21 protein-coding genes are annotated in these 20,957 nt (G+C 60.1%); 1 reads left to right on the top strand and 20 read right to left on the bottom strand.

What is annotated here, in order from left to right; genetic code table 11:
* Positions 1–102: 102 nt before the first annotated feature.
* From lpdA to sdhC, 15 genes are all read right to left on the bottom strand, one after another.
* On the bottom strand, positions 103–1,509 hold the full coding sequence (gene lpdA / locus ACTJKV_RS20470; protein ID WP_274103391.1) for a dihydrolipoyl dehydrogenase: 1,407 nt from the start codon (positions 1,507–1,509) through the stop codon (positions 103–105).
* 24 nt (positions 1,510–1,533) lie between these two features.
* Entirely contained in the window at positions 1,534–2,286 is a 753-nt protein-coding gene (locus tag ACTJKV_RS20465; protein ID WP_274103392.1) for an SDR family oxidoreductase, read from the bottom strand.
* Positions 2,287–2,318: 32 nt separating this feature from the next.
* Positions 2,319–2,957: a LysE family translocator gene (locus ACTJKV_RS20460; RefSeq protein ID WP_062424883.1), complete on the bottom strand. Its 639-nt coding sequence runs from the start codon at positions 2,955–2,957 to the stop codon at positions 2,319–2,321.
* A 13-nt stretch (positions 2,958–2,970) separates the two neighbouring features.
* A complete protein-coding gene (locus tag ACTJKV_RS20455; RefSeq protein ID WP_274103394.1) occupies positions 2,971–3,384 on the bottom strand; it encodes an MAPEG family protein in 414 nt (137 codons plus the stop codon).
* A gap of 69 nt (positions 3,385–3,453) precedes the next feature.
* Positions 3,454–4,704, bottom strand: a complete 1,251-nt coding sequence (odhB, locus tag ACTJKV_RS20450) for a 2-oxoglutarate dehydrogenase complex dihydrolipoyllysine-residue succinyltransferase (protein WP_274103396.1) — start codon at positions 4,702–4,704, stop codon at positions 3,454–3,456.
* Between the two features lie 55 nt (positions 4,705–4,759).
* Entirely contained in the window at positions 4,760–7,756 is a 2,997-nt protein-coding gene (locus ACTJKV_RS20445; protein WP_062424961.1) for a 2-oxoglutarate dehydrogenase E1 component, read from the bottom strand.
* Between the two features lie 255 nt (positions 7,757–8,011).
* Positions 8,012–8,914 carry a succinate--CoA ligase subunit alpha gene (gene sucD / locus ACTJKV_RS20440; protein WP_062424886.1) on the bottom strand — a complete coding sequence of 301 codons (903 nt, stop codon included), beginning with the start codon at positions 8,912–8,914 and terminating at the stop codon, positions 8,012–8,014.
* 19 nt (positions 8,915–8,933) lie between these two features.
* Positions 8,934–10,127 (bottom strand): ADP-forming succinate--CoA ligase subunit beta, encoded by a 1,194-nt coding sequence (gene sucC / locus ACTJKV_RS20435; protein ID WP_062424887.1) that lies wholly within the window; start codon positions 10,125–10,127, stop codon positions 8,934–8,936.
* 32 nt (positions 10,128–10,159) lie between these two features.
* The gene (gene mdh, locus ACTJKV_RS20430; protein WP_062424888.1) at positions 10,160–11,122 is read right to left on the bottom strand and encodes a malate dehydrogenase; all 963 of its coding nucleotides are present in this window, start codon (positions 11,120–11,122) and stop codon (positions 10,160–10,162) included.
* A gap of 178 nt (positions 11,123–11,300) precedes the next feature.
* Entirely contained in the window at positions 11,301–12,464 is a 1,164-nt protein-coding gene (gene zapE / locus ACTJKV_RS20425; RefSeq protein WP_440599370.1) for a cell division protein ZapE, read from the bottom strand.
* A 64-nt stretch (positions 12,465–12,528) separates the two neighbouring features.
* Entirely contained in the window at positions 12,529–13,062 is a 534-nt protein-coding gene (locus ACTJKV_RS20420; protein ID WP_062444358.1) for a protease inhibitor Inh/omp19 family protein, read from the bottom strand.
* 204 nt (positions 13,063–13,266) lie between these two features.
* The gene (locus ACTJKV_RS20415) at positions 13,267–14,046 is read right to left on the bottom strand and encodes a succinate dehydrogenase iron-sulfur subunit (RefSeq protein WP_062424891.1); all 780 of its coding nucleotides are present in this window, start codon (positions 14,044–14,046) and stop codon (positions 13,267–13,269) included.
* A 17-nt stretch (positions 14,047–14,063) separates the two neighbouring features.
* Complete coding sequence (gene sdhA / locus ACTJKV_RS20410) at positions 14,064–15,905, bottom strand: succinate dehydrogenase flavoprotein subunit (RefSeq protein ID WP_274103400.1); 1,842 nt, start codon at positions 15,903–15,905, stop codon at positions 14,064–14,066.
* Between the two features lie 6 nt (positions 15,906–15,911).
* Entirely contained in the window at positions 15,912–16,292 is a 381-nt protein-coding gene (gene sdhD, locus ACTJKV_RS20405; protein ID WP_062424893.1) for a succinate dehydrogenase, hydrophobic membrane anchor protein, read from the bottom strand.
* A 12-nt stretch (positions 16,293–16,304) separates the two neighbouring features.
* Entirely contained in the window at positions 16,305–16,697 is a 393-nt protein-coding gene (gene sdhC, locus ACTJKV_RS20400) for a succinate dehydrogenase, cytochrome b556 subunit (RefSeq protein ID WP_062424894.1), read from the bottom strand.
* Between the two features lie 304 nt (positions 16,698–17,001).
* Between sdhC and ACTJKV_RS20395 the strand changes: the two genes are divergently transcribed.
* A complete protein-coding gene (locus tag ACTJKV_RS20395) occupies positions 17,002–17,367 on the top strand; it encodes a hypothetical protein (RefSeq protein WP_274103401.1) in 366 nt (121 codons plus the stop codon).
* Between the two features lie 14 nt (positions 17,368–17,381).
* Here the strand turns inward: ACTJKV_RS20395 and ACTJKV_RS20390 are convergent, their stop codons facing one another.
* The 5 genes from ACTJKV_RS20390 to tsaD are packed head-to-tail and all read right to left on the bottom strand — an operon-like array spanning position 17,382 to position 20,895.
* Positions 17,382–18,026 (bottom strand): class I SAM-dependent methyltransferase, encoded by a 645-nt coding sequence (locus ACTJKV_RS20390; RefSeq protein WP_062424896.1) that lies wholly within the window; start codon positions 18,024–18,026, stop codon positions 17,382–17,384.
* A gap of 8 nt (positions 18,027–18,034) precedes the next feature.
* Positions 18,035–18,478 carry an EVE domain-containing protein gene (locus ACTJKV_RS20385; protein ID WP_062424897.1) on the bottom strand — a complete coding sequence of 148 codons (444 nt, stop codon included), beginning with the start codon at positions 18,476–18,478 and terminating at the stop codon, positions 18,035–18,037.
* A 14-nt stretch (positions 18,479–18,492) separates the two neighbouring features.
* Complete coding sequence (locus ACTJKV_RS20380) at positions 18,493–18,786, bottom strand: YciI-like protein (RefSeq protein ID WP_062424898.1); 294 nt, start codon at positions 18,784–18,786, stop codon at positions 18,493–18,495.
* Between the two features lie 25 nt (positions 18,787–18,811).
* Positions 18,812–19,801 carry an NAD(P)H-dependent glycerol-3-phosphate dehydrogenase gene (locus ACTJKV_RS20375; protein ID WP_274103405.1) on the bottom strand — a complete coding sequence of 330 codons (990 nt, stop codon included), beginning with the start codon at positions 19,799–19,801 and terminating at the stop codon, positions 18,812–18,814.
* Positions 19,798–20,895, bottom strand: coding sequence for a tRNA (adenosine(37)-N6)-threonylcarbamoyltransferase complex transferase subunit TsaD (gene tsaD / locus ACTJKV_RS20370; protein ID WP_274103406.1), 1,098 nt, complete (start codon positions 20,893–20,895; stop codon positions 19,798–19,800). Before tsaD ends, ACTJKV_RS20375 begins: the two co-directional genes overlap by 4 nt.
* Positions 20,896–20,957 lie beyond the last annotated feature (62 nt).

Genomic DNA, 20,957 nt, shown 5'->3' with positions numbered 1-20,957 from the left:
GCTCACAATAAAAGCCGCATCAAGAAGGACAAGATGCGGCTTTTGAGCTTACAAAAATGTAATGTTCGGCCCCTGAAAAAACCGAGGGACCGAGTCCGGCGATTACATGTGGATCGGCTTGAAGAAGGTTGCGAGTGCCGCTTCCTTCACCGCTTCCGACATGGTCGGGTGAGCGTGGCAGGTACGACCCAGATCTTCCGACGAGCCGCTGAATTCCATCAGCACGGAGATTTCCTGAATCAGTTCGCCAGCGCCGAAGCCGAGAATGTGGCCACCGAGAACGCGGTCGGTTTCCTTGTCGGCGAGGATCTTGACGAAGCCGTCCGTCACCTGCATGGCGCGCGCGCGGCCATTGGCGGTGAAGGGGAACTTGCCGACCTTGTAGGCAATGCCCGCGGCCTTCAGTTCCTCTTCGGTCTTGCCGACGGAGGCGACTTCCGGCTGGGTGTAGACCACGCCCGGAATGACGTCGTAATTGACGTGACCGTGCTGACCGGCGAGAATTTCGGCAAGCGCCACGCCTTCATCTTCTGCCTTGTGCGCCAGCATCGGGCCCTTGACCACGTCGCCGATGGCATAGATGCCGGCAACATTGGTCTTGTAGTGACCGTCGATTTCGACGCGGCCGCGGCTGTCGAGCGCGACGCCAGACTCAGCAAGACCGAGACCGTCGGTGTAAGGCTTGCGGCCGGTGGAGATCAGAACAACATCGGCTTCCAGCGTTTCGGCTGCGCCGCCCTTGACCGGCTCGAACGTGACCTTGGCGCCAGTGCCGGTCTTTTCGACCGCCGTCACCTTGGCGCCGAGCTTGAAGTCGATGCCCTGCTTGGCAAACAGGCGCTGCGCCTGCTTGGACAGTTCGCCATCCATGCTGCCGAGAATGTTGTCGAGATATTCGACGACGGTGACCTTGGCGCCGAGGCGCTGCCAGACGGAACCGAGTTCGAGACCGATGACACCGCCGCCGACGACGATGAGCTTTTCCGGAACCTTTGGAAGCGCGATTGCGCCGGTCGAGGAGACGATGACCTGCTCGTCGAGATCGACCTGAACGCCTGGAATGCCGGCGACATCCGAACCGGTGGCAATCACGATGTTCTTGGTTTCGAGTTCCTGCACGGAGCCATCTTCAGCGGTGACGGAGACCTTACCGGCGGACACGACCTTGCCGGTGCCCTGGAAGGCATCGATCTTGTTCTTCTTGAACAGGAAGGCCACGCCATCGACATTGGCCTTCACCACGCCGTCCTTGTGCCCCATCATCTTGTTGAGGTTGAGCGTCGGTGCCGCCACTTCGATGCCGAGGCTGTCTATGCCATGGGCAACATGAGCGAACATCTCAGACGCATGCAGCAGAGCCTTGGAAGGAATGCAGCCAACGTTCAGGCAGGTGCCGCCATAGGTGGCGCGCTTCTCGACCACAGCGACCTTGAGACCGAGCTGTGCAGCCTTGACGGCGCAAACATAACCGCCGGGGCCGGTACCGATAACAACTACATCATAAGCCATTTGATTTCCTTCATTGTTGGGCAGCTATCTGCCGCCGCTCACATTTAATAGAGCGCCCGTCACATAGGACGCCTCGGGCGAAAGGAGGTAGAGGACCGCGTCTGCGATCTCCTGAGCAGTACCGGGTCTTTGCATGGGCACGATGGGCGCCAGATCCGTGGCGCGGTTCGGCAGCCCACCCGATGCATGGATGTCGGTATCGATGATGCCGGGACGGATCGCGTTGACGCGAATGCCCTCAGTTGCGACTTCCCGCGAAAGGCCGATGGTGAACGTGTCCACAGCACCCTTGGACGCGGCATAGTCCACATATTGGCCGCCACTTCCCAGCACCGCTGCCATCGATGAAATATTGACGATCGATCCGCCCCGCCCACCATGCTTGGTGGACATGCGCTTGACCGCCTCGGACGCGCAGCGGATCTTGCCGATAACGTTGATCGCAAACATCCGGTCGAGCCGCTCGCGCGAAAATTCCTCGACGCGGGCCGTCTGATCGACCACGCCGGCATTGTTGACCAGCCCGTCGATGCAACCGAAACGGCTATCCAGTGCGGCAAAGATCGAGGCGATGCCGTCTTCCGTTCCCGTGTCGCCCTGCACGATATGGGCAGTGCCGCCATCGCGGGCAATATCATCGGCCACGCTTTGTGCCGCCGCTTCGTTGGTGGCGTAATTGACGAGCACACGCCAGCCGCGTTTGGCAGCAAGACGCGCGGTGGCCGCACCAATACCACGGCTGCCACCCGTCACGAGAAGAACCGGACCTTCAGTCATCAGCGCCTACCCTGCCGTGTCGCAACTGCATGTCAGGCTGCTTTTTCGGTTGCGAGCTTGATGCCAAGCGCAATGAAGACCACGCCGCTGGTGCGGTCGATCCACTGGCTGGCGCGCGCAAAGGCCGCACGCATGCGCGGCGTCGTCATGAACAGGCTGACGCCGACGAACCATGCAATTAGGCAGCTTGCCATGACGATGCCGTAGCCGAACTTGATCATGACCGGCGTGTGGGCATGAACCACCGTCGAGAAGATCGACAGGAAGAAGAAGACCGGCTTCGGGTTCAAGGCATTGGCGGCAAAGCCGAGCGTGAAGGATTTAAGGCCGGATTGGCGCTTATGCGCCACCGCATTGTCCGAAACCTCTGGAAGCTCCATCTTGCCGGCGCGCAGGGCCTTGATGCCGATATAGATCAGGTAGGCGACGCCGAGCCACTTGACGATATTGAAGAGGTAGATCGACTGCGAGATGATCAGGCCAAGACCGAGGATCGTGTAGGTGACGTGGAACATCAAGGACGTGCCGATGCCGAAGCTGGTGATGATGGCTTCGCGACGTCCATGCACCATGGCTTGGCGCATCACCATGGCCAGGTCCGCACCGGGAGAGACGATGGCGAAGGCAAAGATTGCCATCAGGGATGCAAGTTCAATGACATACTGGTGCATGATTTATCCGCCCTCAGAACATCAACACGAAGAACATCAGCAGCAAGCCGCTCATTGATCCTACCCAGACGAGCGACCGCACGTAAGGGATGCCCATCAGATAAAGCGGAATGTAGATGATGCGGCACACCAGCCAGATCCAGGCACCGATCAGTGCAATGCCGGACGGATCGCCCGCCATGATCACGCCGAAGGCCAAAGCGATGAAAGCCGGATAGGTCTCGCGGAAATTGGCCGAAGCCCGTTCGGCGCGGCCTGCAAGCTTGCCCGTAGGCTTGCGATCATCGTCGCGAGCACTGGCATTCCACTCGCGCCCAAGCTCCTTGGTCGCGATCAGCGCCTGCAGCGTCACATGCACCACGAGAATCAGAACGCTCAAGCCAATGAGCGGCAGAAAGGGCGACGCGGCGAGAAATGTCGGTTCCAAGAAGGGCGCTCCTGACGAGAATTCAGCGGGATTTCACTTGAAACCCCGCTGAAACGAAAAGCAAGTCGATTAGAGATCGAGAACCAGACGTTCCGGATCTTCCAGGCTTTCCTTGACGCGAACGAGGAAGGTCACGGCTTCCTTGCCGTCAACGATGCGGTGATCGTAGGAGAGCGCCAGATACATCATCGGACGGATGACGACCTGACCGCCGATGGCGACCGGACGCTCCTGGATCTTGTGCATGCCGAGAATACCGGACTGCGGTGCGTTGAGGATCGGCGAGGACATCAGCGAGCCATAGACGCCACCATTGGTGATGGTGAAGGTACCGCCCTGCATGTCGGCCATGCCGAGCGAGCCATCGCGGGCTGCCTTGGCAAGACGACCGAGTTCCTTTTCGACGCCGGCGATGGAGAGCTGATCTGCATCGCGGATGACCGGAACGACAAGACCCTTGTCCGTGCCGACAGCCATGCCGACGTGACAATAATTCTTGTAGATGATGTCGTTGCCGTCGATCTCAGCGTTGACCGCAGGCAGTTCCTTCAGCGCGTGGGTCACGGCCTTGGTGAAGAAGCCCATGAAGCCAAGCTTCACGCCATGCTTCTTCTCGAACACGTCCTTGTAGCGGTTGCGCAGATCCATGACCGCCTTCATGTCCACCTCGTTATAGGTGGTCAGCATGGCAGCGGTGTTCTGCGCGTCCTTGAGGCGACGGGCGATCGTCTGGCGCAGGCGCGTCATCTTCACGCGCTCTTCGCGAACGGCATCCTGCTCGGCAGAGACCGGACGCGGTGCAGCGACCGGTGCCGGAGCAGCGGCCGGAGCGGAAACGCCCTTGGCGACAGCCGCCAGAACGTCACCCTTCAGAACCTGGCCGCGCTTGCCCGAACCATCGACATGATCGGCAGACAGATTGTTTTCGGACAGGAGCTTGCCGGCAGCAGGCGCTGGCGGAACCGAGCCGGATGCAGCAGGCGCCGGTGCTGAAGCAGCAGGCGCTGCGGCAGGAGCCGTAGCGGCAGCAGGAGCAGGAGCGGCAGCAGCCGGAGCCGGTGCAGAGGTTGCGGCACCAGCAGCACCTTCGGCGATCTGGCCGAGGAGTGCGTCGAGGCCGACGGTTTCACCATTCTGGGCGACGATTTCAGTCAGAACGCCGGAAGCAGGGGCTGGGACTTCGACGGTAACCTTGTCGGTTTCCAGTTCGACCAGCGGCTCGTCAGCCTTGATGGTGTCGCCGACTTTCTTGAACCAGGTGCCGACAGTTGCTTCGCTGACGGACTCACCCAGTGTTGGTACGCGGATTTCAGTGGCCATGTTATCGTTCCGTTATTCAGGTGTCTTTGTTGCGAGGGTCGAAGCGGGAGAGCGGTTACTCTCCCAATGCGTCTTCGAGGAACGCAGCAAGCTGCGCCAGATGCTTGGACATCAGGCCGGTCGCCGGAGAGGCGGCAGCCGGACGGCCCGTGTAACGGACCTTCTGGTACTTGGCGTCGATATGCGCCAGAACCCATTCGAGATACGGGTCGATGAAGGACCACGCGCCCATGTTCTTCGGCTCTTCCTGGCACCAGACCATCTCCGCATTGCGGAAGCGGGACAGCTCGTTGATGAGCGCCTTGGCCGGGAACGGATAGAGCTGTTCGATACGCAGCAGGTAGACATCGTCCACACCGCGCTTCTCACGCTCTTCCAGAAGGTCGTAATAGACCTTGCCGGTGCAGAGCACGACGCGACGGATCTTGGAATCCTTCTGCAGCTTGATCGGACCGTCCTTGATGACTTCCGCATCGTCCCACAGCAGACGGTGGAAGGAGGATTCGCCCGCCATTTCCGTCAGAGACGAGGTCGCACGCTTGTGGCGCAGTAGGGACTTCGGCGTCATCATGATCAGCGGCTTGCGGAAGTCGCGCTTCACCTGACGGCGCAGAATGTGGAAGTAGTTGGCAGGCGTGGTGCAGTTGGCAACCTGCATGTTGTCTTCGGCGCAAAGCTGGAGGAAACGCTCCAGACGGGCGGAAGAGTGCTCCGGACCCTGACCTTCATAGCCATGCGGCAGAAGGCAGACGAGGCCGGACATGCGAAGCCACTTGCGTTCACCAGACGAAATGAACTGGTCGAACACCACCTGCGCACCGTTGGCGAAGTCGCCGAACTGGGCTTCCCAGAGGGTCAGCGCATTCGGACGGGCCAGCGAGTAACCATATTCGAAACCGAGAACGGCTTCTTCCGACAGCATCGAGTTGATGACTTCGTAACGAGCCTGGGTCGGCGACAGGTTCGCCAGCGGAATGTAACGCTCTTCGGTTTCCTGATCGTAGAGAACCGAGTGACGCTGCGAGAAGGTGCCGCGTTCGCAATCCTGACCGGAAAGCCGGATCTTGTGGCCATCGACGGCAAGCGAACCGAAGGCAAAGGCTTCGGCCATCGCCCAATCGATCCCTTCGCCGGTCTCGACCATCTGCGCGCGGTTTTCCATGAAGCGCTGGATCGTGCGGTGCGCGGTGAAGCCTTCCGGAATGGTCGACAGCTTCTTGCCGATTTCCTTCAGCTGCTTCATCGGCACGCCGGTCTTGCCACGACGCTGCTCATCGGCATTGTCGGCAGCGCGCAGACCCGACCACTGACCGTCCAGCCAGTCGGCCTTGTTCGGCTTGTAGCTCTGGCCGGCTTCGAATTCCTGCTCCAGATGGCCGCGCCAGTCTGCCTTCATCTTTTCGAATTCGCCTTCGTTCATCAGCCCTTCGGCGATGAGGCGGTCGGCATAGATGCGGGCAACGGTCTTGTGGCCACGAATGACCTTGTACATCTTCGGCTGCGTGAACGCTGGCTCATCGCCTTCGTTATGGCCGAAGCGGCGGTAGCAGAACATGTCGATGACGACAGGCTTGTGGAACTTCATGCGATATTCGGTCGCGATCTTGGCCGCATAGACCACCGCTTCCGGATCGTCGCCATTGACGTGGAAGATCGGCGCTTCGATCATCTTGGCAACGTCGGACGGATAGGGCGACGAGCGCGAGAAGGCCGGGTTCGTCGTAAAGCCGATCTGGTTGTTGATGATGAAGTGCATGGTACCGGCAACGCGGTGACCGCGAAGACCGGACAGTCCGAGAATTTCGGCAACGACGCCCTGGCCTGCAAAGGCGGCATCACCATGCAGCAGCAGCGGCAGAACCTTGGCGCGCTCGGACAGCGGAATGGTGTCGCCATCCCAGATCTTGGCAAGCTGGTCCTGCTTGGCGCGGGCCTTGCCCATGACGACCGGGTTGACGATTTCAAGGTGCGACGGGTTTGCTGTCAGCGACAGGTGAACCTTGTTGCCGTCGAACTCGCGGTCGGACGAGGCACCGAGGTGGTACTTCACGTCACCCGAACCTTCCACGTCGTCAGGCTTGAAGGAGCCGCCCTTGAACTCGTGGAACACGGCGCGATGCGGCTTGCCCATGACGTTGGTCAGAACGTTCAGACGGCCACGGTGAGCCATGCCGAGAACGACTTCTTCCAGACCGTCCTGGCCGCCGCGCTTGATGATCTGTTCCAGCGCCGGGATCAGCGATTCACCGCCATCCAGACCGAAACGCTTGGTGCCCTTGAAACGCACGTCGAGGAACTGTTCGTAGCCTTCGGCTTCGACGAGCTTCGACAGGATCGCCTTCTTGCCTTCGGCGGTGAAGGCAACGCCCTTGTCGGCACCTTCGATACGTTCCTGGATCCAGCCCTTCTCATCCGGGTTGGACATGTGCATGAACTCGACGCCCATGGTGGAGCAGTAGGTGCGCTCCAGAATATCGATCATTTCGCGAACGGTCGCGTATTCGAGGCCGAGCACGTTATCGATGAAAATCTTGCGGTCGTAATCGCTCTCTTCGAAGCCGTAGGACTTCGGCGACAACTCGTTGTAATCCTCGACAGCGCTGGCAATGCCGAGCGGATCGAGCTTGGCATGCAGGTGGCCGCGCATGCGGTAGGCGCGGATCATCATGATGGCGCGAACGCTATCACGGGTCGCCTGCAGCACTTCGGCTTCGCTGACGGGCTTGCCGGTTTCGGCGCCCTTGGCTTCGGCCTTGGCCTGAACCTTCTTTTCGATGGCCTTTTCGACCGTCGCCCAGTTGCCGTCGAGTGCGGAAATCAGATCGCCGCCAGCCGGGATCGGCCAGTTGGCGCGCTTCCAGGAGGCGCCCTTGGCGGCCTTCTTCACATCGTCAGGATTGTCGGACAGACCCTTGAAGAAACTCTGCCACTCAGGCGATACCGAGGAAGGGTCCTCTTCGTACCGGGCATAGAGCTGCTCGATATAGGCCGCATTCGCGCCGTCGAGAAACGACGTGATCTGAAACTGCTCGTTGGCTTCTTGCCTTGCCATTGTTTTTTCGCGGACGTGATGGTCCGCCTCCTCAATCCCGTTGATGGCCATTCGCGACCGGTCGCTTGCATTCTTGCCGCTTGAGCATCGCCGCATGTCTCAGAGGAAATGCCGAAATGCTCGAAAGTCTTTGGTCTTGCATACCGGACGCGAAAACCGGTCGAACCATGGTGATCAGGCTCTTGCGTCCGTCTTCATGCGGCTTCGGGCAGGCCGCCGTTTCCAGCCCCTGCCCGCTGCCAGATTGTGTCAGTCTCAGCCCTTGAGGACTTCGACCAGCGTCTTGCCAAGGCGTGCCGGAGAGGGCGAAACCTTGATGCCCGCTGCTTCCATGGCAGCGATCTTCGATTCTGCGTCGCCCTTGCCGCCGGAAACGACAGCACCGGCGTGGCCCATGGTACGGCCCTTTGGCGCGGTACGACCGGCAATGAAGCCAGCCATCGGCTTCTTGCGGCCCTTCTTGGCTTCGTCGATCAGGAACTGGGCTGCATCTTCTTCAGCCGAGCCGCCGATTTCGCCGATCATGATGATCGAGGTCGTGGCTTCGTCTGCGAGGAACATTTCCAGCACGTCGATGAATTCGGTGCCCTTGACCGGGTCGCCGCCGATACCGACAGCCGTCGTCTGGCCGAGGCCTTCGTTGGATGTCTGGAACACCGCTTCATAGGTCAGCGTGCCGGAGCGCGAGACGATACCGACCGAACCCTTGCGGAAGATCGAGCCCGGCATGATGCCGATCTTGCATTCTTCCGGCGTCAGGATACCTGGGCAGTTCGGGCCGAGCAGGCGCGAGCTAGAACGGTCGAGGCGAGCCTTGACGCGAACCATGTCTGCAACCGGAATACCTTCGGTGATGCAGGTGATGAACGGGATCTCGGCGTCGATCGCTTCGATGATCGCGTCGGCAGCGCCTGCCGGCGGAACGTAGATCACGGACGCGTCTGCACCGGTCTTTTCCTTGGCTTCGGCAACGGTTGCGAAGATCGGCAGGGTTTCGCCCTTGGAGCCGGTCCAGTTGGTGCCGCCCTTGGAGGGGTGGATACCGCCGACCATCTGCGTGCCGTAATAGGCGAGAGCCTGTTCGGTGTGGAACGTACCGGTCTTGCCGGTTAGGCCCTGCACGAGGATCTTTGTGTCTTTATTGACGAGAATGGACATTAATCAGGATCCTTAAAAATTAGCCGTTGACCGCGGCGACGATCTTCTTGGCAGCATCGTCCAGATCGTCGGCAGCCGTGATGGCGAGGCCGGATTCGTTCAGGATCTTCTTGCCAAGTTCGACATTCGTGCCTTCCAGGCGCACGACGAGCGGAACCTTCAGACCGACTTCCTTCACGGCGGCGATAACGCCTTCAGCGATGACGTCGCACTTCATGATGCCGCCGAAGATGTTGACGAGGATGCCCTCGACCTTCGGGTCTGCGGTGATGATCTTGAAGGCTGCAGCGACCTTCTCCTTGCCAGCGCCACCGCCGACGTCGCAGAAGTTTGCAGGCTCTTTGCCGTAAAGCTTGATGATGTCCATCGTCGCCATGGCAAGACCGGCGCCATTGACCATGCAGCCGATGTTGCCGTCGAGCGCCACGTAAGCGAGGTCCCACTTGGAGGCTTCGATTTCCTTGGCGTCTTCTTCGGTCTCGTCGCGCAGCGCCTTGATGTCGTCATGGCGGAACAGCGCGTTGCCGTCGAAGGAAACCTTGGCGTCGAGAACGCGCAGATGGCCATTTTCCATGACGATCAGCGGGTTGATCTCAAGCAGCGCCATGTCCTTGTCGACGAAGGCCTTGTAGAGGACCGGGAAGAGCGACTTGGCGTCTTCGGCAGCAACGCCGTCGAGCTCGAGCGCGCTGGAAATCTTGGCAACGTCTTCAGCCGTCACGCCGGCTTCCGGATCGATGGCAATCGTGTGGATCTTCTCAGGCGTGTCATGCGCGACAGCTTCGATGTCCATGCCGCCTTCGGTCGAAACGACGAAGGCAACCTTGCCGACGGAGCGATCAACGAGCAGCGAGCAATAGAGTTCGCGAGCGATGTCTGCGCCGTCTTCGATGTAGAGACGGTTGACCTGCTTGCCAGCGTCGCCCGTCTGGGCGGTGACCAGCGTGTTGCCGAGCATGTCCTTGGCGTGGGAAACGACTTCCTCGATGGACTTTGCCAGGCGAACGCCGCCCTTGGCATCGGGACCGAGTTCCTTGAACTTGCCCTTGCCGCGGCCACCAGCGTGGATCTGGCTCTTGACCACGTAGAGCGGGCCGGGAAGCTGCTTGGCGGCAGCTTCGGCTTCTTCGACCTTGAGGATGGCAACCCCTTCGGCAACCGGCGCACCATAGCCCTTCAGAAGAGCCTTGGCCTGATATTCATGAATATTCATGGGTTATTCCCTGTTTACAGCCTGAGAGGCAATTACTTCAGCGACGGAGCGATGTTGACGCAGGCTTCGCAAAGACCGGCAACGGCACCGACGGACTTCTGGAAGGCTGCTTCCTCGTCCTTGTTGAGTTCGATCTCGATGATGCGCTCGATACCGCCCGCACCAATCACCGTCGGCACGCCGACATACATGTCGTTGACGCCGTACTGGCCGGACAGATAGGCGGCAGCAGGCAGAACGCGCTTCTTGTCCTTGAGGTAGGATTCGGCCATCTCGATGGCGGAAGCGGCAGGTGCGTAGTAGGCAGAACCGGTCTTCAAGAGGCCAACGATTTCGGCGCCGCCGTCACGGGTGCGCTGAATGATCTGCTCGAGGCGTTCTGCAGAAACCCAGCCAAGCTTGACGAGGTCGGTCAGCGGAATGCCGGCAACGGTGGAGTAACGGGCAAGCGGCACCATCGTGTCGCCGTGGCCGCCGAGAACGAAGGCGGTGACGTCTTCAACCGAAACGTTGAACTCTTCGGAGAGGAAGAGGCGGAAACGGGCGCTGTCGAGAACGCCGGCCATGCCGACGACCTTGTTCTTCGGCAGGCCGGAGAACTTCTGCAGAGCCCAGACCATGGCGTCGAGCGGGTTAGTGATGCAGATCACGAAAGCATTGGGGGCATACTTCTTGATGCCCGCGCCAACCTGTTCCATAACCTTGAGGTTGATGCCGAGAAGATCGTCGCGGCTCATGCCGGGCTTGCGGGCAACGCCTGCGGTGACGATGCAGACGTCTGCACCTTCGATGGCAGCGTAGTCGGACGCGCCGGTGAGCTTTGCGTTGAAGCCTTCGACCGGGCCGGACTGGGCAATATCCAGACCCTTGCCCTGCGGAATACCGTCAGCAATATCGAAGAGGACGATATCGCCCAATTCCTTCAGGCTGGCGAGATGCGCCAGCGTGCCGCCGATCATGCCAGAACCAATAAGTGCAATCTTTTTGCGAGACATCGAATGCTTCCTCTTAAGCTTCAACTCAATTTTCCGCAGACGGACTGCGGCTGAAATTGTCGCACTCGGCTTAGACGCATTGGCCAAAAATGGCAACCAATTCTTTCAGAGCAAGGTTTTTCAATCGTTTAGATGATAAAATTCTTACGTAAACGTAATATATTATGTCATTAAAGCGTCACGCTGCATTACGCTTTTCGTTGTGCAGTGCGAGATAGTCGGCGCTGCGCATCTCAAACAGACGCGATGCCGTGCGATCGAACTCGAAACCTTCCGTGCCCTTTCTGGTGCCTAAAAGGTCCTCCGGCATGGCAGCGGCAGAGGCAAACAGCCGAACGGTGTGATCGTAAAGCGCGTCGATCAGGATGATGAAACGCTTGGTCTCATTGCGGCGGTCCGCGCTCAGCAGCGGAATATGATCGATAAAGACGGTATCGAACCGATCGGCAATGGCCAGAAAGTCGGACGCGCCGAGCGGCTTCTCGCAAAGATCGCGGAAGGTGAAGCGCGCCACCCGTCCCGCCGCGCGCGGCACCAGAACCGAACGACCCTTCATCTCGATCTCCACTGGCGCAACGACTTGGCCCGCAGTCAGATGATGCCAGGCCATGTCCATCGCCTGATCGGCAGCGCCATCGAGCGGCGTCACATAGACGGGCAGGCTTTTGACCTTCTCCATGCGGTAATCGATCGGGCTATCGAGCGAAACGACGTCGACATTCTGCTTGAGGAGATCGATGAAGGGCAGGAAGAGACCGCGATTGAGGCCGTCCTTGTAGAGATTGTCCGGCACGACATTGGAGGTGGTGACCAGCGTACAGCCGTTGGCGAAGAGTTCGGTGAAGAGCCGCGCAAGGATCATCGCGTCGGCGATATCCGTGACGGTGAATTCGTCGAAGCAGAGCAGTTCGGCTTCGGCAAGCAATTGCGCGGCGACCGGCGGAATGGGATCGGCCTGTTTGGTCTCGCCGTTCTTCAGCTTCTGCCGGTGGGCGTGGACGCGATTATGCACATCGGCCATGAATTCATGGAAATGGCAGCGGCGCTTCTTCTCCACCGGCGCCATCTGAAAGAACATGTCCATCAGCATCGTCTTGCCGCGCCCGACGCTGCCGTGGACATAGAGCCCCTTGACGGACGGCGAGGCGGCGGCCTTGCGGGCAAACATCCAGCCAAGCGCGCTCTTCTTCTTCGCGGGCTTGCGCAGCTTCAGGTCGGAGAGGATTCTGTCGAGATGGGCCGCAACGCCGAGTTGGGCGGCATCGGCCTTCAACTCGCCGGACGCCGTCAATGCGTTGAGTTGCTCAACGACACTATGGTTGTAGTCCGGCACTCGCTGCATGGAGAAAGACCCCGCGCGCGAAGCGCACGTCGCCTACAGCAGACGCGCGCTCCCCGTCGATCTGTTATCGGCTGAGGCTCAGAGGCTGGCCGTTATTGGTCGTACCGTCGTAACGGGCATCGGAGGTCTTGTAGACGCGACCGATCGTATCGCCTTGACGGTTCTTGAACTGGACCATCTTGCCCGAGACTTCCCAGGAGCCCATGGCTGTCAGGTCGCCGGTGCAACCGCGCGTACCGCCACGCGAGCCGCTGCCGAGATTGGTGAGCGTCAGGAACATGTCGCAATTGGCGCCGCCATTGGACACACGCCAGTTGCCGACCATCGATTCCTTGGTCACATCCAGAGCCGTCGTCGGCGCACCCGCTGCGACATTGGCGCTGCCGGGCGGCGTTGCCGTCGGAGCCGTCGGGAACTGGGAAGAACCACCGGGAGGAGGCAGCGCGCCGGACTGGACGGATGGAACAGGCTGCGCCTGAAGCGGCGGCGTGTAGCCGGGACCCGCATTCGAATTGCTGCTATAATCGTAAGAGGTACGCTGGCAACCGGCGAGGCCGATAACGACCGCAAGGCCCGTCACCACATATCTAACTTGCATCTCAAGCTCCCGATTCTCGTCGCTTCGGAAAATTCATGGTTACACAAAGCGGCTGAATTATTACCAAAGCCTTAGCTAAGGCAAGACGCGGCAACGATAATTGCCATTTCGACGGCATTTTAGGAAAATTCTTCGCCGCTTCGCAACAAAGAAGCCGCGACCTGTGGCCGCGGCTTGTCAATCTTGTGAGCGCTCAAGCAATCATCAAACGCGACGCTCGACCATCATCTTCTTGATCTCGGCAATCGCCTTTGCAGGGTTCAGACCCTTGGGGCAGGCCTGCGCGCAGTTCATGATGGTGTGGCAGCGATACAGACGGAAAGGGTCTTCGAGGTTGTCGAGACGCTCGCCCGTTGCTTCGTCGCGGCTGTCGATCAGCCAGCGATAGGCCTGCAGCAGAACGGCTGGACCAAGATAACGGTCGCCATTCCACCAGTAGCTGGGACAGGAGGTGGAGCAGCAAGCGCACAGAATGCACTCGTAAAGACCATCCAGCTTCTGGCGGTCTTCGTGGCTCTGCTTCCATTCCTTCGCAGGCGGTGGAGACACCGTCTTCAGCCAGGGCTCGATCGAACGGTGCTGGGCGTAGAAGTTCGACAGATCCGGCACCAGGTCCTTGACCACCGGCATGTGCGGCAGAGGATAGACCTTTACCGTGCCGTTGATCTCTTCCATGCCCTTGGTGCAGGCGAGCGTATTCGTGCCGTCGATGTTCATCGCGCAGGAACCGCAAATGCCTTCACGACAGGAACGGCGAAGTGTGAGCGTCGGATCGATCTTGTTCTTGATGTACAAGAGCGCATCGAGAACCATCGGGCCGCAATCATCGATATCGATGTAATAGGTATCGATGCGCGGGTTCTGGCCGTCGTCAGGGTTCCAGCGATAGATCCGGTATTCGCGAATATTCTTCGCGCCTGCCGGCTTCGGCCAGACCTTGCCTTCGGTCATCTGAGAGTTTTTGGGGAGAGCAAGTTCAACCATGTCCAATACCTCTCAAATCAATAGACGCGTGCTTTTGGCTCGATCTTTTTGGGATCGATGCCATCGGCGATGAGTTCGGTGTGAACCGGACGGTAGTCGAGCTTCACGTCGCCCGCTTCGCTGACCCAGGCCAGCGTGTGCTTGCGCCAGTTGACGTCGTCTCGGCCGGCGAACGGACCATCGGTGTAGTCCTCACGCGCATGCGAGCCGCGGCTTTCCTTGCGGGCTTCCGCGCCGTAGACCGTGGTGATGGCGTTGGCCATCAGGTTTTCCAGTTCCAGCGTTTCCACCAGATCGGAATTCCACACCATCGAGCGGTCGGTCACCTTCACATCGGGAAGTTCCTTCCAGATGGCGGACAGACGCTCGCAGCCCTTGGCAAGCGATTCCTGCGTGCGGAACACGGCGGCGTCTTCCTGCATGGCGCGCTGCATCTTGTCGCGAAGCACGGCCGTCGGCGTGCTGCCGCTGGCGTTGCGCAGGCGATCGAAGCGATCCATGATCTTGTCGCAGGCAGCAATGTTGAGCGCCGGTACCGGCTCCTCGCGGTTGATGACCTGGGCGGCGCGAATGGCGGCCGCACGACCGAAGACCACGAGGTCGATCAGCGAGTTGGAGCCGAGACGGTTTGCACCGTGAACCGAGGCGCAGCCCGCTTCGCCAACAGCCATCAGGCCGGGTGCGATGCGACCTGGGTTTTCGCTGTCGGCGTTCAGCACTTCACCCCAATAGTTGGTCGGAATGCCGCCCATATTGTAGTGAACGGTCGGCAGAACCGGGATCGGTTCGCGCGTCACGTCCACGCCTGCGAAGATCTTGGCGCTTTCGGAAATGCCCGGAAGACGCTCATGCAGAACCGCCGGATCAAGGTGATCGAGGTGGAGGAAGATGTGGTCCTTGTTCTTGCCAACGCCTCGGCCTTCGCGGATTTCCATGGTCATGCAGCGCGACACGACGTCACGCGATGCCAGATCCTTGGCCGACGGGGCATAACGCTCCATGAAGCGCTCGCCTTCGGAGTTGACGAGATAGCCGCCTTCGCCGCGCGCGCCTTCGGTAATCAGGCAACCGGCGCCGTAAATGCCGGTCGGGTGGAACTGAACGAATTCCATATCCTGAAGCGGAAGGCCGGCGCGCGCGATCATGCCGCCGCCATCGCCCGTGCAGGTATGCGCGGAGGTGGCGGAGAAATAGGCGCGACCGTAACCGCCGGTCGCCAGAACGACCATCTTGGCGGAGAAACGGTGAATGGTGCCGTCGTCGAGGTTCCAGGCCACGACGCCCGTGCAGCGGCCGTCATCCGACATGATCAGGTCGAGCGCGAAATACTCGATGAAGAATTCCGCATTGTTGCGCAGCGACTGGCCATAGAGCGTGTGCAGAATGGCATGGCCGGTACGGTCGGCGGCAGCGCAGGTGCGCTGTACCGGCGGGCCTTCGCCGTAATTCTGCATGTGACCGCCGAACGGGCGCTGGTAGATCTTGCCTTCGGCGTTACGCGAGAAGGGCACGCCGTAATGCTCGAGCTCATAGACCGCCTTTGGCGCTTCCATGGCGAGATACTGCATGGCGTCCACGTCGCCGAGCCAGTCGGAACCCTTGACGGTGTCGTAAAGGTGCCACTGCCAACAGTCGGGCGTCATGTTGACGAGCGAGGCGGCAATACCGCCCTGGGCGGCAACGGTGTGCGAACGGGTCGGGAAAACCTTGGTGATGCAGGCGGTCTTGAAGCCCTGCTCGGCCATGCCAAGCGTGGCGCGCAGACCAGCGCCGCCGGCACCCACGACGATGACGTCATAGGAGTGATCGACGTAAGTATAGGCCTTGCCGTTCTGGGAGGGTGAACTGTTCGGTGCCATGACGGATTATCCTGCGAATGCGATTTTCAGAACGGCGAAGAGACAGAGACCGCCGACGGCCACCGCGAAGAAGGTGTTCAGCATCAGAAGAACCAGCTTCGGAACTTCCGCATGCACATAGTCCTCGATGATGACCTGCATGCCGAGCTTCATGTGGATGAGGCCGGAAATGACGACGAGGCCCATGGTCACCGCAACGAGCGGGTTCGACAGAGCCGAAACGACGACCTCATAGGGTGCGCCGCCATACATGACCAGGAAACCGACGAAGAAGATCAAAAGCGGCACGTTGGCAACGGCCGTCACGCGCTGGCGCCAGAAATGCTCGGTGCCTTCCTTGGCCGAACCGAGACCGCGAACCTTGCCGAGAGGGGTGCGCATATCCATGATGTTATCTCCTCAGCGCACGATCAGGGCGACAACCCAGATCAGCGCGGTCAGACAGATCGACGCGACGAAGGACGCCTTGGCGAGCTTGGTGGTGAAATGCTTGTCGAAGCCATGGCCCAGGTCCCACATGAAGTGGCGAAGACCGCCCAGCATGTGGTGAACCAGCGCCCAGGTATAGCCGATGAGGACAAGCTTGCCGATCAGCGAACTCATGGCCCATTGTACCCAGGCATAAGCGTCGACGCCGGAGGCGGTCGCAATCAGCCACCAGGCAACGAGAAGCGTGCCGAAATAGAGTGCGCCACCGGTGATACGGTGTACAATCGACGCAACCATTGTCGGAATTGGCTTGTAGATTTGAAGATGCGGCGACAAAGGCCGATTGTTTGTCGTGTTCGCCATATGAACCTCACGGCGTTTCCTGGCGCCGATGATAGCCGGGCGCCCCCAAACAACGCACATGACGAAAGAATGTGCATTGCACCAAGCGCGACCTTTAATCGCAGGAGAGCATCACGACAAGTACAATCGGCAACCGTTTTGAATTTAATCGATTGTGGTCTAAAAAATTCTGCGTGATTCTCGGGATCGAAAATAAAATATCGAGCGTTTCCAAACGTCAGCATTCGATTTAATTTACGTAAACGTAAAATAAAAGCAGCCTTTCCGATCGAACGGAGAGCTTAAAAACTGGATGGAGAAGATCATGTTCAAGCAGGCATCCTGGATCATTCCAACCCTTCTGATCGCCATTGGTTCCCCCTCCTTGGCGACGGCGAACGACGATCATCGCGACCACCGCTCCTATCAGAGATACAGCGATTCACAGCCCTCCGTGGTCGGTGGCTATGGTCTGCCGTCCTATGTCAGAGGCATCGGCACCTATGCGGGCGGACTGACGGCGGCGCGGTTTCCCGGCAACGGCAACTACTTCTACGCCCAAAGCGGCGGCGCCTATCTGCCGGATGATTATCGTCGAAGCACAGTAGAGCCGCGCATCATCCACGTGAACCAGCGCACCTTCAATGACAGCTGCCATTATGAAGCAGGTGTCTGCGTCATCCGTCCGTAAGGGCATTTTGGCAGTCAGGACAGACGCCAGACGGTCGTCTGCTTGACTTCGCTATCCTCCAGCGCTCGCGTCACCGGCACCTGATAGGTGGCGCAGGCAACAAGCTTCGTCTTGGGCAGATAGGCGCGGCCCGGATCACCGACCAGCACGACGACGCCCTTGGACGTGAGGGTGGAAAACCATGGGATCAGCGCGTCGGCAAATCCCTTGTCGTAAAACACATCACCAGCAAGCAGCACGTCGGCGTCGAAATCCTTGCCGATGACGTCCTCTGAGATCACGTCGATCGTGACGCCATTCACCGCAGCATTCAGCATCACCGCACTCTTCGCCCAGGGATCGATATCGACCGCCAGTACGTGTGCGGTACCGGCAAGGGCCGCGGCGATTGCCACCATGCCGGAACCGCTGGCGAAATCGACGACCCGCTTGCCACGCACGATATCGGGATTATCGAGAATATAGCGCGCCAGCCCCTGCCCGCCGGCCCAGGCAAAGGCCCAGAAGGGCGGCGGCAGGCCGATCTCCTCCAGCTCTTCTTCGGTCTTCAACCACAGATCATGCGCTTCACTCGCCAGATGGAGGCGAAGCTCTGGAACATGCGGCGGTGCCATGATGCTGGTATTGGCGCGGATGAAGGCGTCTGGCGCGGTCTTCAAAGTCTGGATCAGTCTGGCGAGCGCGGTGGCTTGTCGACACCTGCCATGTGGCAGACTTCCAGATATTCCTCTTCCGTCACCGGCTGGACGGAAAGCCGCATGGAGGTGACGAGCGACATGTCGGCAAGCTTCGGATTGGCCTTCACCGCCTTCAAGGTCACGGGCTTCGGCACGTCGCGGACCGCCTTGATGTGCACGCAGTCCCAGCGCGCATCCCCCTCGGCAGAGGAATCCGGCTTCGACAACTCGCAGACCTCGACGATGCCGACGACTTCCAGCCCCTCATTGGAGTGATAGAAGAAGCCCTTGTCGCCAAGCTTCATGGCCCGCATGTTGTTGCGCGCCTGATAGTTGCGCACGCCGGTCCATTCCTCGCCAGCCTCGCCCTTGGCCTTCTGCTGTTCCCAGGACCAGGTGTCGGGTTCGGATTTGAATAGCCAGTAATTCGCCATGTCGTATTTTGCCCTTACGCCGCCGGGTTGTTGAAGACCCAATTATAGGGCTTCACATCGACGCTTTCGAAGAGACCCGCCTTGGCGTAAGGGTCGGCATCGGCAAGCGCACGCGCGGCATCGATATCGGCGGCTTCGACGATCACCAGGCTGCCATTCGGCTTGCCATCCGCATCCAGAAACGGACCGGCGATCTTCAGCGTGCCTTCGGCATTCAGCTTGTTCAGATGCTCCAGATGCGCAGGACGGGTGTCCATGCGCACATTCAGATGGCCGGGCTTGTCCTTGCAGATAAAGGCAAACAGCATTGTCTTCTCCTCTTTTGCCCAGTCCCTATTCGGTGGTGATGGGCCGTGTCATCAATTGTCGCATGGCAGTGCGAATGTCCAGCCGCCCGTCGATGATCGCCGCAACGGCATCGGTAACGGGCATGTCGATCTTGTGGTCGGCGGCAAGCCGGGACGCGACGGAGGCTGCGTAGGCGCCCTCCACAAGCCCGCCATGAAAGGCCGAGGGTGCATCCCCATGCCCCAGCGATATGCCGAAACGCAGATTGCGCGACTGGTGGCTGGTGGCGGTCAGGACAAGATCGCCGAGACCGGAAAGCCCGCGCACCGTATCCGCCTGTCCGCCGACGGCAACGACAAGCCGCGACATTTCCGCAAGCCCGCGGGCAATCAAGGCCGCACGCGCCGATTCACCCAGCCCCGCGCCTTCGACGATGCCGGCGGCAATCGCCAGCACATTCTTCAACGCGCCACCAAGCTGCACGCCAATACGATCGGTCGAGGCATAAAGCCGAAAGGTCTGTCCGGAGATGGTTTGCGCCAAATGCTCGGCAAGTGCCGCATCGCTGGCTGCAACCGCCATGGCTGTCGGCAGCCCCTTGGCAATATCTGCAGCAAAGCCCGGCCCTGAGAGCACGGCCACAGGATGCGACGGCAATTCCTCTTCTAGCACTTGCGTGAGAAGCAAGCCGGACGAGCGGTCGATCCCCTTCGCCAGGGTCATCACCACGGCATCCTTAGCCAGGTAAGGACCATATTGGCGCGCGGCATCCGCTTGGGCCTGCGAGGGCATGGCGAACAGCACGATGCCGGCATTGCGCAGCACGTCGGGTTCGGCGGAATATTTCAGCGCATAGGGAAGCGCGATTCCTGGCAGCGCCGCATTATGCACGCCATCGGCCTGCAGGTCGGCCATCAAGGACGGATCGCGGCCAAGCAGTGTCACGTCATGGCGATTCTCAAGCGCAATCACCACCGCAATCGCGGTGCCGAAGGCGCCGGACCCGATGACGACGATGGTTTCGCGCTTGCTCATGCCTTGGCTCCGCGCTTGCCAAAGCCGACCAGCGTCTTGGCATCTGCATCGAGCGGCCAGCGCGAGCGCGGCTGCGTGTCGAGACTGTCCGGCTCCATGCCTTCCGCCATGCGCTCAAGGCCTGCCCAGGCGATCATCGCGGCATTGTCGGTGCAAAGCGCAAGCGGCGGCGCGATGAAGCGGAAGCGGTGCTTGTCGCAGAGCGCCTGCAAGGTGCCGCGCAGCTCCTGATTGGCGGCGACACCACCGGCGACGACGAGGGCCGGTCCATCCTCGACGGAGGGGAAGGTTTCGGTGAAACGCTGAAGCCCGCGCCCGATCCGGTCCTGCAATGTGCGCGATACCGCCTTCTGGAAGGAGGCGCAGATATCGGCAATGTCCTGATCTGTGAGCGGGGCGATAGCGGTCGCAGCCTGCCGCACGGCCGTCTTCAGACCGGAAAAGGAGAAATCAAGCCTTGCTTCACCCACCATCGGGCGCGGCAGGGGGAAGCGATCGGGATTGCCATTCTTCGCCGCTTTCTCGACCGCCGGTCCACCAGGATAGGGCAGGCCAAGCAGCTTGGCCGTCTTGTCGAAAGCTTCGCCGAGCGCATCGTCGATGGTCGTTCCCCAGCGCTCATACTGGCCGACACCGCGCACCAGGATCAGCTGGGTATGACCACCGGACACGAGCAGCATCAGATAGGGGAAGGATAGCCCGTCCGTCAGCCGCGCCGTCAGTGCATGACCTTCCAGATGGTTGACGGCATAAAGCGGCTTGCCCGCAGCCTTCGCAATTGCCTTGCCGGTCATCAGCCCGACGATCAGGCCGCCGATGAGACCAGGCCCAGAGGTGGCGGCAATCGCATCCACTTGCCCCAGCCTCACGCCCGCCTTGGCGAGCGCTTCCTCGATCAGCGTATCGAGGGCTTCCACATGGGCGCGGGCGGCAATTTCCGGTACCACGCCACCATAGGCACTGTGTTCTTCCAGCTGCGACAAAACGACGTCAGAGACGATCTCACCACGGCCATCAGCATGCCGAACCACCACAGATGCAGCGGTTTCGTCACAACTGGTCTCTATGCCGAGGATACGAAGAAAGGGGGTCATCAGCCGGTTCGTTGATTGCGGTGCTTTTGAAACTTAGGTACGAACACCTCCGGTAACAACGG

It is taken from the genome of Agrobacterium sp. 22117 (genome assembly GCF_052045735.1).
Taxonomy (GTDB): domain Bacteria; phylum Pseudomonadota; class Alphaproteobacteria; order Rhizobiales; family Rhizobiaceae; genus Agrobacterium; species Agrobacterium cavarae.
Note: the sequence above shows the minus strand (reverse complement) of the source record. Positions and strands in the feature narration are given on the sequence as shown.